A 15,668-nucleotide genomic window follows, 5' to 3' on the forward strand; every position below is an offset into this window, starting at 1 on the left:
ATGGCAGTCGAACCGGGCCAGCGGCTCCTCGGCTTCCTGCGCGAACATCGATCGACCACCTCGTGGTCGGCGCGGGTCGTCGAGGAGCCCGGCGCGGGGTCGCTCTGGCGGCTCGTCGGCTCGACCTGGCGGGCCGAGGTGTCCGTCCGGCCGCCGCGCTGGCTCGGGCTCACGTTCGAGACGGCGGACCCGGTGACCGATCGACGGATCGCCTACGAGATCGACACTGATCTCTACGACATCTCGCGGGAAGGGCAGCGCGGGTTCGCCGAGGAAGTCGAGAGCGACATCATCGAGTTCCTCGACAATCTGGTCAAAGGACACGCGCTGCGTGGTCAGGACGGGGCGAACACCGTGCTCGTGTTCCCGCTGGGCGGGTCGTTCGTCCGGGTCGTTCGCGGCCGCTTCCTGACCCGCTCCTCCGTGCACGCCGAGCGTTCCGCCGCACAGGCGGGCGGCGCCTACACGCCGGTCGTCTGACCCGGCCCACCACCAACTCCCACGACCGACGGGACGCCTCACATGCACCCGACCACCTGCCCCCGGAGGAACGTCCTCGCCTGGTCCGGTGGCTCGGCCCTGCCGCGGGCCCGCCGCGGCGCGGATTCCGAGCAGGACGAGCCGGGGACGCGCCCGGCCCTGCGGGGCACGCCGGGCGGGGAGCCGGGGGCGCGGGTGGGTCTGGGCGGCGCGGGCCCACCCAGGTCGCCTCGCCCCGGCGGGGTCCTCCGCCCAGAGCGCTCCAACACCGCCGCGTTCGTCCAGGTCGAGGGCGAGGAGGCCGCCGACCACCTGACCACCCCGCTGTTCGAGCTCTGCCGCGTCCCGTTCTTCGCCCACGGCCCCGCCCTGGGGGACGTGGTCGAGACCGACACCGGGTACCCGCGGGAGCACGCCGATCTCGGGCACCTGACGCTCGAGGTCGGCGTCCGCCGGGCCGCTTCGTGACCGGCGGGCCGTCGCGCCGCTCGGTGCTGTTGGGCGGGCTCGCGGGCCTGGTCGGCGGGTCGGCGTGCGGTTCGCCCGCCGACCCGGCGGCGCACCCAGCCCTGCGCGTGCCCCGGCCCGCGGGCGAGGTGGCCTTCCTGGCCCACACCGGCGACCCGGCCGCGGCGGCGCGGGCGTTGCGCGGGCTGTCCGGCGGCGAGGTCATGGTCGGCCTGGGACCGGCGCTGAGCCCCGGCCTGCAGGCCATGCCCGCCTTCCCCGGCGACGTCCTCATCCCGGCCCGCGCCAACCCGTCGGCCTTCCTCCAGGTCGAGTCCGACGACGCGCGGGACAGCGCCGAGCGGATGGACGCCCTGCTGGCGGGCCTGCCCTTCACCACGGCCTGGCGGACCCCCGTCCACCGCGACGTGGTGGACGGGGTCGGCAAACCCCTGCAGCGCAACCCCTTCGGCCACGTGGAGGGGCAGACCAACCCGGTGGACCCGGGCGCGGTGCTGCTCCCGGACGGCTCCTCCCTGGCCGCCGTCCGCGTGATCCAGCTGGCGCACCCCCTCTGGGACGCCGACTCCGCGGAGACCCGCGACCGCATTTTCGGCCGCCGCCCGGACGGCGGCTGGCTCGACGGCTCTCCCGCCACCGCCGCTCCCCGCTACTCCGAGGACCCCGACGGCACGGTCACCGCCCTGGACTCCCACGTCCGCGCCATGAACCCGCGCACAGCGGGCGCCCCGTCGCCGCGGATGCTGCGCCGTTCCTGGGCGTACCACCGGAGCGAGGGCCCCGACGACGGCGTGGTCTTCATGTCCTTCCAGAACGACTTCGCCGCGGGCTTCGCCCTGGCCCAGTCCCGCCTCCCCCAGGACGCCCTGAACCCGTACCTCCTCGCGGTGGGCGGCGGCTACTTCCTGGTCCCGCCCACGGGCCCGTAGCGGGCCGGGGCGATCAGGTGCGAGTCGCCCGCCAGTGGCCGAGAGTGCCAGGGCGTCCGGGAACCCCGTTCCATAGGGGATCTTCCACCAGGACTGTCCTTCAGGAACTGTTGGTCACTGTCAGCTCGACGCTCCTATACGGTCGGTCAGGAGTCGCGGCAGGACCCGCGCCGCCGCACAGGCGGGCGGCAAAACCCCCCGGGAATGGCGCATCCAAGCCGTTCGCTCGGTCGTTGATGGTTCAACGCACCCACGGCAGGGATGGGCGACCCGCCAGGTCGCCGGTCCGAACTCGGCGATGTCCTCGATCAACCGTCCGCATCGATCGCGAAACGGTTCGACATGAGCGAGCATGACTGACAACTCAGGTCGCGCCGGATCCTCCGGTGCGGCAGTGAAGTTTCACCTGATGTTCACGTTCCAGTAGGACGGCTCAGTGGCATAGGGGTTGGGATCGCTATGACATCCAGGGCAGATGGCCCCTTGTTCGTCGGGCGCCGGTCGTACCTCGCCGCGTTGAGCCGCGCGTTCCGGCTGGCCGTGTCGGGATCGCCGCAGCGGGTGGTCGTGAGCGGCGTGTCGGGCATCGGCAAGTCCGCCCTCGTGCGCCACTGGCTCACCAGCCCCGCCACGCGGGCGGCCGTGCCGACGGTCATGCAGGCCCGGTGCGACGCGTCGGAGCGGGACCTCGCCTTCGGCGCCATGGGCCAGCTGCTGTCCGGTGTGCCCCAGGCCGCCATGGACCAGTTCCCCGCCCTGCGCCACATCGACTCGGCGGGGATGCCCTTCCAGGTCGGCGCCCAGCTGCTCCACCTGCTCGACCTCGCGCAGCGCGGCGGACCGGTGGTGCTGGTGGTGGACGACGCGCAGTGGGCCGACCCCCCATCGCTGCAGGCCCTGGGATTCGCGCTGCGCAGGCTGGAAGCCGACGCCGTGCTCGTCATCCTGATCACGCGAACGGAATGGGAGCACGGGCACGCGACGGACGAGGACCTCGAACGACTGATCCGCGACACCGACGGGCAGCTGAGCCTCATGCTGACGGGGCTCGCCGCGGACGAGGTCGCCGAACTGGTGCGCCACGTCTCGGGCCGCAAGTGGAACGCGGGCTCGGTGGAGAAGCTGCGCGCGCACACCGAGGGCAACCCGCTGCACGTCCAGACCCTGCTGACCGAACTCCCCGGCAGGCAGTTCGCGGTCGGCAGGCGCGGCGCCCTGCCGGTGCCCTCCACCCTCGCCGCGGCCGTGAGCAGGCAGCTCAGCGCGCTCCCGGAGGATTCCCGGCGCCTCGCCGAGGCGGCGGCCGTGCTGGACGGCCGCGCACCGCTGGCCATCGTCGGCGACGTCGCGGGTGTCGAGGACGTCGCGGACGCGCTGGAACCCCTGCTGGAACTGCACCTGCTCCAGTGGTGGCCCGGCGAGCCCGAGGCGCCGGTCGCGGTCAGCCACGCGCTGCGCCGCGAGGCCATCCTGGCCACGATGCGACCGGCGCGCCTGCGGGAGGTGCACTCGACCGCGGCCCGGCACGTCTCCCGGGAAGCATCATGGCGGCACCGCGTGGCCGCGGCGGGCCACTCCTGCGAGCCGCTGGCGGAGGAGCTCGAACGGGCCGCTGACGAGCACTTCGCCGCGGGCGGCTTCCGGCGGGCCGGAACCCTGCTGCTGTGGGCGGCGGGTGTGTCGGACAACCGCGACGCCCGGGAGCGGCGGCTGCTCACCGCCGCCGCGCAGTTCCTCTGGGGTGATGACCACGCCAAAGCCGAGAGCCTGGTCCCCGAGGCGCGGGAGTGCGCGCCCAGCCCGCTGCGGAGCCTGGTGCTGGGCGCCCACGCCACCTCCCGCGGCGGACCGGAGGCCGAGGAACTCCTGCGGGAGGCCATCGCGGGCGCCGAGGGCGACGCCGGGTCGCGGTGGGTGTTCGCCATGGCCGCCACCTGGCTGGGCATGCTCCACCTGATGGACGACTGCGAGCGGGCGGTGCCGATCCTGCGCCGCGTGGTGGCCCTGCCCGACCTCGACGCCCGACTGGCGATGAAGGCCATCGGCAACGCCGCGATCGGCACGGGCTTCATCGAGGGCGCGAGCGCGGGGGTGCGGGAGCTGGGCAGGCTCGTCCGGATGCCGCACGTCTCACGGGTCCAGCCCGCCGACGCCTACCACCTGGCGCTGCGCGGGATGCTGAGGTCGTGGAGCGGGGAGTTGACCTCCGCGCGCCTCGACATCGCGACCTCGCTGCGGCTGGCGCGGGACACCGGCGTCTCCGCGGTCACCGAGTTCGCCTACCCCGTGCTCGCGGCCACCTGCTACCTCCTCGGGGACTGGGAGATGGCGGGTGTCAACGCCGAGCAGGGGGTGGCGACGGTCGCCGTCGAGGAGAAGCCGTGGGCAGCGGCCTTCGCCCACGTCGTGGCGACCTGGGTGTCCGCGAGCCGGGGGGACTGGGTCAAGGCGCGGTTGCAGATCGAGATGGCCGAGGAGCTGGCGCAGGCGGTCCCGGCCCGGTTCTCCACACCCGCCGTCGCCGTGGGCCACGCCGTGCTGGCCCAGGCGAGGGCCGACCACGCGGGCATGCTCACCGCGCTCGCCCCGCTGCTGGCGCTGCCCGAGACCGGTTTCAAGAAGATCCTGCGCCCGTGGTGGCTCCCCCTGCGCGTCGAGGCCCTGATCGGCACCGGCGATCTGGCGGGGGCGGCCACCGCGCTGTCCGACCTGGAGAAGGCGGCGGAGGAGGTCCACTACCTGCGCCTCGCCGCCGCGTGGCTGTCCGGCAGGCTGGCCGAGGAGCGGGGGGACATGGACGCCGCCCTCACGGTGTACCAGCGCGGCACGGTCATCGACCTGGGGCGCGATGACGTGCCCCTGCACCGGGGGATGCTGGAGTGCGCGTACAGCCGCGCGCTGCGCAGGAGCGGCGCTCGCGACAGCGCGGCCGTGTGGGGGCGCCGGTCGCTCGGCTGGTTCGACCGGCTGGGCGCCACGCCCTTCCGGGACCGCTGCCTGCGTGAGGAGGCCGTCCCCGCGCAGCGCACGCGCGGGACGCTCCGCTTCAGCGATCGGGAGCGCTCCATCGCCCACCTCGTCGGGCTCGGCTACACGAACCGGGAGATAGCGTCCGAGCTGTACATCAGCACCAAGACCGTCGAGTACCACTTGGGCAACATCTACGCCCGGGGCAGCTTGCGCAACCGCCGGCAGCTCCGGGACTACCTGCGGGAGGAGGGGAACGCGGTCTGAGGGGTCCGAGCCGCGTCGGGGAAGTGTGCGCGATCGGGCTGTCCGCGTGTCTACCGATGTTGTCCTGCCCGGGTTAGTGTCTGCGGACCCGATCCGCGGTCGGGTGGTCGGTCACCGGAGGGAGGGGTTCGGCGATGGGTGACTTCGTGATCAAGACCGGTGACATGATCAAGATTCTGGTTCCGCCGCCCGCGATCGTGCCGCAGCTGCAGGCGCCCGTCCCGCTGCGCGGCTCCAGCACGAGTTTCATGGTCAACAACGTCTACGTGTGCCTGCTCGGCGATGAGCTCCCCGAAGCGCTGATGACGCCCCTGCCCTACACGGCGCCGCCGTTCGTCACGCCGGGGACGGGCAAGCTGACGGTGACCCTGTTGCCCGCCAACCTGACCAGGCAGACCGTCAACGGGAAGACCCTCCTGCTGAAGGGCCAGCGGTTCCCCGTGGTGTTCACCGTGCAGACCCCGGCCACGCAGCCGACCCCGGCGGGCCCCGTCCCGGACACGCTGCTGGTCAAGCAGGGGACCGGCGAGTTCATCACCACCAACACCACCGTGATGGCGGGCTGACGCCCGGCGACCCGCGCGGCGCGCGTGCGTTTGTCCGTCCACATCGGAAACGGCCGTCCCCGGTGGAAACCACCGGAGACGGCCATCTTCCTCCCCGCACCCGGGGGCGGGATCAGGGCGCCAGGGTCATCGGCGTCACGCGGATGGACTTGTTGTCCTTGAACGCGTCGGCGACGCTCATCCCCCTGTCCGCGGTCTTGTCCTCGGGTCGCGCCCACTCGCGCGGACCCGACGCGGGCTCGAACAGGAAGTACTGCCTGCCGCCATCGTGCGCCGCGCTCCGGTGCCAGGTTCCCTCGACCTTGTCCGCGCCCTTGGGCACGTAGCCGTCCGCCTTGACCACGCGACCGGTCCAGTCGGAGAACTCCACCGGCGCCATGGGGGTGAACTTGCCGCGGTCGCCGGGGACGTGGCCCTCAAGGTCGCCGACGATGACGATCCAGGAGTCCGGCCCCACGCCCGGCAGGTCGCTGCCCGCGGGACCCAGGACCTTGTCGATCTCCGTGCCGTCCTCGATCGTCGACGGGAACCGGAGTTCCATGCCGCTGACCGGGGTGAACGTGCGGTCCCGGTGGATCTTCCCGATCTCGTCGCCGATCCGGACCCACCAGTACACGCCCGCGCTGTCGGTCTCGGCGCTGTCCTGCATGACCTCCCTGACCCGGCGGTTCCGCTTGTCCCTCTTGGGCGGGCCGGGGGTCTCGGGCTCGACCGCGTCGGGCTCGCCGTCGCGGACCACCTTGTGCGCGTTCCGCAGTGCGGTGAAGTCGGCGAGCAGCTGGTCCGCGGTGACGATCTGCGCGTTGCCCCCCAGGTCGAACTGGTCGATGATCTTCTCGGCGATCCACTCCAGGAAGGGCTGGGCGAGGGCGAAGCCGAAGTCGACGGGGTTGAACTTCGCGCCGTTGAGCGCACCGGCCACCACCCCGGGAAGGCCGCTCATGGCCTCGAGCCCCGTTTGGAAGAGCATGGTGGCGTAGCTGTCGTCGTCGGCCGTGCGGAGCTTTTCCTTCGTCTTGCTCTGCGCCAGGTGCTGCGCCACCGCGTTCTTGACGTCGGTGTCGAAATAGGTGTGCACCGCCGTCTTGAGCGTGACCCTGATGACGGTCCACCCTTCGACGTTCCCCGCCACCGAGCCGATGAGGTCGAGGGCCGTGTCGAAGTCGTCCTTGTACTTCTGGGCCACGCGCACGGCGAGCAGACCGGGGTCGGCCCCCAGGGCGTCGAAGGCGTCCGAGGCGGAGCCCTTCTTCCTGAGCTCCTTGACGTCCGCGGCGCTCTTGGCGGCGAGGAGCTGCCGCCACAGCAGCGATTTCACCCCGCCCGCGAGGGTGACGAGGGGTTTGAAGGGCCCGGCGAACTCCCCGCCGACGGCGCTGGCGCCGTCGATGACGGCGGACATCACCTGGATGCCCTTGTCGACCATCGTCGGGTTGTTGCGGACGTTGGCCTTCTGGATCTCGAAGGCCACCGCCTCCTCCAGGTTCTCGATGGCCTCGCGAGCGGCGACGCCGAGTCCGTGGACCCGCCCCGCCATGACCGCCCGGTTGGCCCGCAGGGCCTCGGCCTTGTCGTTGAGCGAGGAGGTGTCCTGGTGCTCGGCGGCCAGTTCCTTCCTGATGTCGCTGCGCGGCTTCCTGATCTTCTCCTGGAGGGCCTTCTCGAAGGACTCCGTCTCCTTCTGCAGGTGCTTCGCGTTCTTGATGGCCTTCTGGGTGTGCCCGGTCGCCGTGATGAAGACGTACTCGGTGAACTCCTGGACCCGCTCCGCCACGCGGTGGCACATCTCGGTCACCGGTTCCGCGTCCGCCAGGAAGTTGTTCGCGAACTCCACCTGCTTCTGGGCCTCGGCCGCTGTCGTGCCGTTCTTGGCCTTGCCGTCGGAGGCCGACGCCAGCGACTGCGGGAGCAGGATGCTGGGGTTCTTCGCGTGCTCGGCCTTGACGGTCTTGACCTTCTTGTGGCCCACCGTCTTCAATCTGGCAGCGATGGCCTGCTTGGCTGCCGCGTGCTTCTCGGAATCCGGCTTGGATCGCGTCATCTCACTACCCTCGTCATCCGGTCGGGCTCAGCTGGTGGGACTCCAACGCCTGGGGCAGCACATCACTGATCAGCTCCAGCAGTTCCTGGTCGCTGTCCTCGGGGAACATGGCCCTGAGCTCCGCCATGACAGGCTTCACGATGTCGTCGGCGAGGATGTCCTGCGCCGCTTCGGCCTCACCTTCCGCGGCCGCCTGCGCGGTGTCCGCCGCCGGTGCGACGGCGGCCGCCACCGGTGCGTCCGGGGCCGGGGCCGGGGCCGCGGTCCCGGCGGGAGGCACGAACCTCGTGTCCCGCACCCAGTCGCCGTTGCGGTACACGAGGTAGTACAGCGATCCCGCCTGGTCCTGGCGGACGGTGGCGAAGTCCGCCGAGGCGGGCACCCAGTTGCCGTCCCGGTTGACCCAGTAGAAGCCGCCCCCTTCGTCGAGCACCCCCCAGCCCTCTTCCGGGACCTCCTGGCCGTCGCGGAGCACCCAGTCGAAGCCGCCGCCCTCATCCCGCCTGCGCTGTTCCACCACCGCCGCGGGCTGCTCCGCCGCGGCGCGGCGTCTCCCCGTTTCCTCCTTGTACTCGGAGAGGAGCTCGTCGGCGTTGTGCTTGCCCTCCTTCAGTTTCGTCACCGCGCCATAGGCGTAGTCCGAGTAGTCCTTGGTCGCGTCCTCGAACCGGGTCACGTCCTGGCTGTCGAGGTCCGTGTCCTTCTTCAGCTCCTCGGTGAAGCTGCGCAGGTCGCTGACTTCGGTGCTCGCGGCGGACTTGAGCACGGCCTTGAACCACGTCTCCGCCTTGGTTTCGTTGTCGTGGGCCACCGCTGTGGTGAACCACTTGACGTCCTCGTCCATCGGACACCCTCTTCTCCGGGGTGGGTGGTGGTGCTCCGGTCGGCGCCCGGCCCGATTCGCGGTGGGAGCGTCGGCCGTACCAGTCGGACCACCATATGACCGGCCACCACGAGGATGAAGAGACCATCAGGCCAATGCGGTGCCCGTGAGGGCACACGAGCCGAGTCCACTTCCGACGGTGGGCGCGCTGATCACCGGGCGCGTCCTTTTGGCAGGACACCGCCTCTTATCCGACGACCCGGCGGATGACGGTGACCGGGCCCGCGCCGTCGAGCGAACCGATCTTGACCGGTTCGCCGAAGGTGGCCGCGTGCACGACGCGGTCGCGGTCCAGGGCGATGGCGACGTGGTGGACGGGCTGGTAGTAGAAGACGAGGTCGCCGGGGCGCACGTCGGCCCGGTCAACGCGACCGCCGACCCGGGACTGGTCGATGGACACCCGGGGCACCGCGATGCCCACGGTCGCGAACGCCGCCTGCACCAGACCGGAGCAGTCGAAGGAGTGCGGGCCCTCGGCGCCCCACTCGTAGGGCTTGCCGAGCTGGGCGAGGGCGAAGTCGACCACTGCCGAGGTCCCCGCTGCGGGCGCGGGAGCCGGTGCGGGCACGAGGTCAGGTGCGGGCGCGGGTCCGACGGGCGGCGGGGGAGCGGGGGGCACGGCAGGCGCGTTGGCGTTGAGCAGGGCCCGCTGCTCCGGGGGCAGCGCCGCGAGCACGGACTTGACCTCGACGATCCGGGTGTCCAACTCGGCGGTGACCGCCCCCTGCTCGGTCAGCATGTGCCCGGTCACGGTGCCGATGCCCGCGGCGCGGAGGTGCAGCCCTTCCCTCCGCGCGAGCAGCGGCGCCGCCTCGGGTGTGGGCGCGACCGTCCCCAGCCGTTCGGTCAGCTCGGCGATGCCGCGGTCCAGCGCGCGGAGGACTTCCCGGTTGGCCGCGATCCGCTCGGTCAGCGCCATCGACCGCTCGTTCGCCTGTTCGGCCCGTTCGCTCAGCTCCTGGTAGTGCAGGAGCAGACCCGCCACGGTGGTGGGCGGGTCGTCCGCGCGGGCCTGCGCCGGGCCCGCGAGCACCACCGGCGCGGCCATGAGCACCGCCAGGACGGCTGTCCGGACCGGTCGTTTCGCGGGCACGTGCGTTCCTTCCCCCCGGGGCGAGGTGGCCCGGCCAGCATCGGCGCGCACCCCCGTCGGTGGTACAGGCCAAGGCGCAGCGTTGCGGGCAAGGCGGAGGCCGCTGATGTGGCCCGATAGTGCACCGGGCTGCTCCATTGATGGTCCGATTTCCTCTGCGACCGCGCCCGCGCGCTGACAACAGTGTGGACATCGAACTCTCCACGGGAGGACGCGATGGCGACCTATCTGTCCCCCGGCGTCTACACAGAAGAAGTAGCGTCGGGATCGAAGCCGATCGAAGGTGTCGGCACGGCGATTGCGGCCTTCGTCGGGTTCGCCGAGCAGGGGCCGGTGAACGAGCCGGTCCTCGTGACCAACTGGTCGCAGTTCACCCAGGCCTTCGGGGGCTTCCTGGACGGCAGCTTCCTCGCCCACTCGGTCTACGGGTACTTCCTCAACGGCGGCGGCTCGGCCTACATCGTGCGCGTGGGTGGCGGCGGGAACGGCGACGGGCGCCCCCGGGAGCTGGAGAGCGGGCAGGTGGCCACGGCGGAGCTCGCGGGCGCGGCGGGCGGCAGGCCGTTCGTGGTGCGCTCGCTGCTGCCCGGCGCCGAGGGCAACCGGGTGACGGTGGACATCCAGGAGGCGTCCGAGCCTGGCGAGGACACCTTCAAGCTGGTGATCCGCAAGGACGACGCTGAGGAGGTCTACGACAACCTCACTGTCCGCCGCGGCCCGTCCAATGTGGTCACCGCGCTGCGCCAGTCCAAGCTGGTCGCCGTCGAGGACGCCAAGGGCGCCCACGTCCTCGCGGTGCCCGCCAAGGGCACCCAGGTCGCGCTCAGCGGCGGCGGTGACGCCGCCCCCGCCGAGGACGACGCGTCGCCCGCCTCGGTGTCGCCGAACGACTACGTCGGCGACGCGGGCGACCGCACCGGGTTCGCCGGTCTGGAGACGATCGACGACATCACCATGCTGTGCGTGCCGGACCTGATGAGCGCCTACCTGCACGGCGCCATCGACACCGACGGGGTCAAGGCCGTGCAGCTGGCGATGACCGCCCACTGCGAGCTGATGGCGGACCGGGTCGCGATCCTCGACCCGCTGCCGGACCTCAGGCCGCAGCGCCTCAAGGACTGGCGGATGAACGACGCGGGCTACGACTCCAAGTACGCCACGCTGTACTGGCCGTGGCTGAAGGTGATGGCCCCGGACGGCAAGCCGGTGGTGGTGCCGCCGAGCGGGCACGTCGCGGGTGTCTGGGCCCGCAGCGACGAAAGCCGCGGCGTGCACAAGGCGCCCGCCAACGAGGTGGTGCGCGGGGTCATCGAGCTGGCATCCGGGCTGACCCGCCGTGAGCACGACCAGCTCAACCCGGTGGGTGTCAACTGCATCCGCTCCTTCCCCGGGCAGGGCATCCGGATCTGGGGCGCGCGCACGCTCTCCAGCGACCCCGAGTGGCGCTACCTCAACGTGCGCAGGCTGTTCAACTACGTGGAGAAGTCCATCCTCAACGGGACGAACTGGGTCGTGTTCGAGCCCAACGACAACTTCCTGTGGGCCTCGGTCGACCGCACGATCAGCATGTTCCTGCGGCGGGTGTGGCGCAGCGGGGCGCTGTTCGGCACCACGGCCGAGGAGGCGTTCTACGTCAAGTGCGACGCCGAGAACAACCCGGAGGAGAACCGGGACGCGGGCATCCTCACGGTGGACATCGGGATCGCCCCGGTCAAGCCCGCCGAGTTCGTCGTGTTCCGGCTGGCCCAGTACTCCGAAGGCGCGGCGCTGAACGAGTGAGGGGGCACCCCGGTGTCGGAGTACGTCAGTGCCGCGCGGTTCACCGTCTGCTGCGCGGGGTGGACCGAGAGCATCGGGTTCTCGGAGTTGACCGGCTTCACCTCGCAGGTCGAGGCACAGGAGTACTCCTACAACGGGCTGCTCGGCAATGTCCACACCAAGCAGTTCGGCCGGGCGAAGCCACCGTCGATCACCCTGAAGCGGGCGCTGGACCTGGAGGGTTTCGGGCGGCTGTTCGCCTGGCACGCCCTGGCCCGGTCGAACGCCCCCGTGGCCAAGGTCCCCACCTGGTTCACGATCATGGACGCGGGCGGCCAGGTCGCCGCCGCCTGCCTGCTGGAGAACGCGTGGTGCGCCAAGCTCGACATCGACACCACGGCCGCGGGTTCGGCGAACGTGGTGATGATGAAAGCGACCATCGAGTGCGATTCCGTGCTCCTGGTCTGACGATGCACGAAAGGGATGGCACATGACCGCGCCAGCACCGGCCCAGGTGGTCTCGGCCCCGCAGTTCTTCCTCCAGGCCATGCACCTGCCGCCGATCGGCTTCTCCGAACTGGGCAGCGTCACGTCCAAGGTCGGTTCGGTGGAGTACATCTACAACGACGCCCGCGGGAACACCCACCACACCAAGCAGTTCGGCAAGACCGAGCCGCCGACCGTCACGCTCAAGGCCGCGCTGGACAAGACGAGCGCGAACCAACTCCTGCTGTGGCACAACATGGCCAGGGCAGGGGACAAGTCGGTGCGCGGCGACGCGCTCCTCACGCTGAACGACGCGAGCGGCGGCCAGGACAACAAGATCGTCTACGTGCTGGAGAACGCGTGGTGCGCCGAGGTGATGATCACCGGCATGAAGGCCGGTGACAACTCGGTCGTCAGCATCGAGGTCAAGATCACCTGCGAGAAGATCACCACCGCCGCGCCGAAGTAGTCCCCGCGGACCCCAGCGGCCCGTACTCCCGATCCGAAAGCGACGGCCGATGTTCCCCACCGACTCCCAGCTCGCGCCGCCCCTGGCGGTGAGCGCCGGTCCGCTCCGCACCGAGTACCCGTTCGTGCTGCCCCGTGGGTTCGTCGACGAGCACGGCGCGGTGCACCGCGAGGGCACGATGCGGCTGGCGACCGCCCGCGACGAGATCACCACGCAGACCGACCCCCGGGTCCGGCAGAACCCGGCCTACCTCACCGTCCTGCTCCTCGAGCGCACCGTCGTCCGGCTGGGGAGCCTGTCCCAAGTGGACGCGCTGGTGGTCGAGAGCCTGTTCGCCTCGGACCTGGCGTTTCTCCAGGACCTGTACCGGCGGGTCAACCAGGAGGGCCACACCGAGGCCGACGTCCGCTGCCCATCGTGCGGCCACGACTTCGCGGTGGACATCGCCGGTGATGCCCCGGGGGAACGGTGACGTACGCGCTCTCCCGGCTCTGGGAGGAGATCGCGTACGTCGCCTACTACCTGCACTGGCCCCTGGCCGAACTGGTGGACCTGGACCACCGGTCCCGCGCGACCGTCATCGCCGAGGTCGGGCGGATCAACGACCGGCTGAACGCGGACGAGGCGGCCGTACCGCCCGCGCTGTTCTGAGAGTGGAGGACCAATGTGGTGGCCGTTCCGGAAGCGCCACGGCGCGAGCAGCCCCGCTGCCGCGCCGCCGCGGCCACCCGGCCCGCTGTCGGGTCCGCTGCCGTCCACCCCGGCCGGGCACTGGCGCTCAGTGCCGCCGCTGCGGATGTCGGTGCGCAGGCGCGCGCCGGTCCTCGTCCCCGTGTCGCGGCTGCCCGAGGTGGCGGGCACTCGCCCGCTGCTCGGCGCGCTCCTCCCGCTCAGGCACCGCGACCCCGGGGTGAAGGCACCCCTCGGCCGGGTCGACGGGCTGGTCGCGGTGCTCGACCGGGAACGGCCCGCGCCCGCCATGCCGGAGCGGATGATCAGCCTGCCCGGCCAAAACGGCCTGCTCGGACAAGCCGACCTGCTCGGCGAAGACCGCCTGCCCGACCAAGACCGCCGCACGCGGGTTCCCGCCGACGAGCCGTCGGCCGCTACCCGCCGGTTCGCGGCGCTTCGCGGCAGGAAGTCCGTGCCGGTCCCGGTCGCCGCTGACCAGCCGATGGCTGACACCGAACGCCCCGCGTCGACGGTCCCCGAGGATCACCGACCAGAAGTGTTCGAGCCGCCGCGCAGGCACGCGCCCGTGGTGCCCACGACAGCCAGGACGACGGTGACGGAGGCGACCGAGGACTTCGTGGGCCCACCGGTCGAGCCCGCCGTGCCGTTCCGCAGCCTCACCGCGTTCGACCGGATGGCGGCGCAGTACGAGCAGATGGGGTTCGAGAACGTCTTGGCGATGATGGGGATGAACGCCCTCGGCGGCTCGTCGGTGGCGGAACCGCCACCACCGCGGGATGCCCCGCCACCTGCCGAGGTCCCGCGACCCGCCGCGCCGAGGAAGCGGCTCACCCTGGGCGAGAGCAGGCGCCTGGGCATCGGCGTCCCGAACCCGCCCACCCCGGGCGAGCCGATGCCGAGCGACGAGCTGGAGCCCGAGAACCCGGTGCCCGACGCGCGGCCGGACCGCGGGCCACACCTGCGGGAGCCGCGGGCCGATGCGGCCCCCGCCGACATTCCGGACCCCGGCGACGACAGCGCCGTCCTTCCGGAGGCCGGCTATCCGGCACCGGTTCCGCCGACCGTCCCGCAGGTGCGCTCGCGGCCCCCACTCGGCCCACCGCCTGCCGTGGAGGTCGTGTGGCCGCCCGTGCACCCGGCCGCGCTCCCGTCCAGCGAGGCTCGGGGGCAGGTCGACGGCGAGTCACGCCCGCTGACCCACCAGGCCCCGCTGTTCCCCCGGCCCGAGCGGCGGGGCAAGACCCCGCGCCCCGGCCCGGATCGCCCCGGCCCGGCCCACACCGTGCCCGCCCCTGACGGGTCCGCCGACGACGTCTCCGGGACGGGTGATCAGGACTCCGACCCCCCGCCGCCCGCGCCACCCCCCGCCCCGCCTTCAACCGGCCAGCCTCCAACCAGCCCGCCTCTATCCAGCCCGCCTCTGGCAACGGCCCAGGAGGAGCGGGAACCGTGGGCGGACACGCCCCACGCGGAGCCGCGCACCGGGCCTCCACCCGACGCCGCGCCCCCACGTGGCGACTTCGGCCCCGCTGGGCGTTCCACGGCCGTGGGGGAGTCCCCGACTTCCCTCGTCCACCGCGGACCGGCCCCCTCGGGGGACGCGGGTCCTCCGGCGATCTCCACCGGCATCTCCACCGGCATCTCCACCGGTCCCGTCTACCGCGCGGTGCCCGCCGGCCTGACTTCGCCCCCACCGCGGCGGGACGAATCCCGGGCGAGCGCGCGGGATTGGGAGGACACCTCGGTGCCCATCGATCTGATCACGCTGTTCCGCGAACAGCTGGGGGCGGACGTGCGGGACGTCAAGGTGTTGCGGGGCCGCGCGGTGTCGCGGCGGGCCGCGAGCATCGGCGCCCGCGCCTTCACCCAGGCGGGACTGGTGTACCTGCCTGACGAGGCGGGCGAGCCAGCCGAGCGGGAGACCCGGGCGCTGCTGGCGCACGAGCTGACCCACGCCGTCCAGCAGCGCGTCCTCGGGCAGGCCATGCCCGGCGAGGATTCCGTCGAGGGCCGGGAGCTGGAAGCCGAGGCGCACGCGGTCGAGCAGTGGGTCCACGGCAGCGGACCGACCCCACCGCCCCTGCTGCACAGGACACGCCCCCGGGACAGTTCCCAGCGCGGGGAGCCCGGCGCCGCCGCGCCCGCGGCCATGATGGGGGACTTCCTGCAACGGTTCCAATCCGGCGCCCCGGCCGGGGAGGACGCCCCACCCGTGTCGGGTGAGGCCCCCGAGGTGGAGCCGCTCGACCGGTCCTGGACGCTGGCCTCGGGCTTCACCCCGAGTCCCGCTGCCCAGCCGAGCGCTCCTCTGTGGTCTCCCGAGCCGTCGCCCCCGTCCGCGCCGACGTCCCCGGCGACCGATTTGACCGGCGTGTACCAGCACATCGCCGACCTCCGCTCCGCGGTCGAGGAACTGCGCACGCGAAAGTCCACACTGGAGACCGAGCCCGCGGTCTTCGAAAGGGTGGCCACCAAGCTGTACCAGCGCATCAGGTCGAGCCTTCGGGCGGAGCTGATCGTCGACCGCGAGCGGGCGGGCCTGCTCGCCGACATGGGATGAGGAGCGGG

General features: G+C 72.0%; 14 protein-coding genes. 11 read left to right on the plus strand and 3 right to left on the minus strand.

Going from position 1 to position 15,668, the window contains the following annotated elements:
- From ACTG9Q_RS14830 to ACTG9Q_RS14850, 5 genes are all read left to right on the plus strand, one after another.
- Entirely contained in the window at positions 1-480 is a 480-nt protein-coding gene (locus tag ACTG9Q_RS14830) for a hypothetical protein (protein ID WP_455573339.1), read from the plus strand.
- A gap of 42 nt (positions 481-522) precedes the next feature.
- Positions 523-948 carry a hypothetical protein gene (locus ACTG9Q_RS14835; protein WP_455573340.1) on the plus strand — a complete coding sequence of 142 codons (426 nt, stop codon included), beginning with the start codon at positions 523-525 and terminating at the stop codon, positions 946-948.
- On the plus strand, positions 945-1,877 hold the full coding sequence (locus ACTG9Q_RS14840; RefSeq protein WP_455573341.1) for a Dyp-type peroxidase: 933 nt from the start codon (positions 945-947) through the stop codon (positions 1,875-1,877). The genes ACTG9Q_RS14835 and ACTG9Q_RS14840 overlap by 4 nt, the downstream gene beginning before the upstream one ends.
- 459 nt (positions 1,878-2,336) lie before the next feature.
- Complete coding sequence (locus ACTG9Q_RS14845; RefSeq protein WP_455573342.1) at positions 2,337-5,111, plus strand: helix-turn-helix transcriptional regulator; 2,775 nt, start codon at positions 2,337-2,339, stop codon at positions 5,109-5,111.
- Between the two features lie 134 nt (positions 5,112-5,245).
- Positions 5,246-5,677 (plus strand): hypothetical protein, encoded by a 432-nt coding sequence (locus ACTG9Q_RS14850; RefSeq protein WP_455573343.1) that lies wholly within the window; start codon positions 5,246-5,248, stop codon positions 5,675-5,677.
- A 112-nt stretch (positions 5,678-5,789) separates the two neighbouring features.
- Here ACTG9Q_RS14850 and ACTG9Q_RS14855 read toward each other — a convergent pair whose 3' ends face one another.
- The 3 genes from ACTG9Q_RS14855 to ACTG9Q_RS14865 all read right to left on the minus strand — a co-directional run bounded on the left by ACTG9Q_RS14855 (position 5,790) and on the right by ACTG9Q_RS14865 (position 9,694).
- Positions 5,790-7,718 carry a hypothetical protein gene (locus ACTG9Q_RS14855; protein ID WP_455573344.1) on the minus strand — a complete coding sequence of 643 codons (1,929 nt, stop codon included), beginning with the start codon at positions 7,716-7,718 and terminating at the stop codon, positions 5,790-5,792.
- 13 nt (positions 7,719-7,731) lie between these two features.
- Positions 7,732-8,562 (minus strand): hypothetical protein, encoded by an 831-nt coding sequence (locus ACTG9Q_RS14860; protein WP_455573345.1) that lies wholly within the window; start codon positions 8,560-8,562, stop codon positions 7,732-7,734.
- Between the two features lie 226 nt (positions 8,563-8,788).
- Complete coding sequence (locus ACTG9Q_RS14865; RefSeq protein WP_455573346.1) at positions 8,789-9,694, minus strand: C40 family peptidase; 906 nt, start codon at positions 9,692-9,694, stop codon at positions 8,789-8,791.
- Between the two features lie 216 nt (positions 9,695-9,910).
- Here ACTG9Q_RS14865 and ACTG9Q_RS14870 point away from each other — a divergent pair, with 216 nt between their 5' ends.
- Genes ACTG9Q_RS14870 through ACTG9Q_RS14895 form a run of 6 tightly spaced genes read left to right on the plus strand, consistent with a single transcriptional unit; the run spans position 9,911 to position 15,660 of the window.
- Positions 9,911-11,473: a phage tail sheath subtilisin-like domain-containing protein gene (locus ACTG9Q_RS14870; RefSeq protein WP_455573347.1), complete on the plus strand. Its 1,563-nt coding sequence runs from the start codon at positions 9,911-9,913 to the stop codon at positions 11,471-11,473.
- Between the two features lie 12 nt (positions 11,474-11,485).
- Complete coding sequence (locus tag ACTG9Q_RS14875; protein WP_455573348.1) at positions 11,486-11,920, plus strand: phage tail protein; 435 nt, start codon at positions 11,486-11,488, stop codon at positions 11,918-11,920.
- A gap of 22 nt (positions 11,921-11,942) precedes the next feature.
- Positions 11,943-12,407 (plus strand): phage tail protein, encoded by a 465-nt coding sequence (locus ACTG9Q_RS14880; protein ID WP_455573349.1) that lies wholly within the window; start codon positions 11,943-11,945, stop codon positions 12,405-12,407.
- Between the two features lie 49 nt (positions 12,408-12,456).
- On the plus strand, positions 12,457-12,879 hold the full coding sequence (locus ACTG9Q_RS14885; RefSeq protein ID WP_455573350.1) for a phage tail assembly protein: 423 nt from the start codon (positions 12,457-12,459) through the stop codon (positions 12,877-12,879).
- A complete protein-coding gene (locus ACTG9Q_RS14890; RefSeq protein ID WP_455573351.1) occupies positions 12,876-13,058 on the plus strand; it encodes a DUF6760 family protein in 183 nt (60 codons plus the stop codon). Before ACTG9Q_RS14885 ends, ACTG9Q_RS14890 begins: the two co-directional genes overlap by 4 nt.
- Positions 13,059-13,071: 13 nt before the next feature.
- A complete protein-coding gene (locus tag ACTG9Q_RS14895; RefSeq protein WP_455573352.1) occupies positions 13,072-15,660 on the plus strand; it encodes an eCIS core domain-containing protein in 2,589 nt (862 codons plus the stop codon).
- Positions 15,661-15,668 lie beyond the last annotated feature (8 nt).

The organism is Actinokineospora lacus (genome assembly GCF_053813445.1).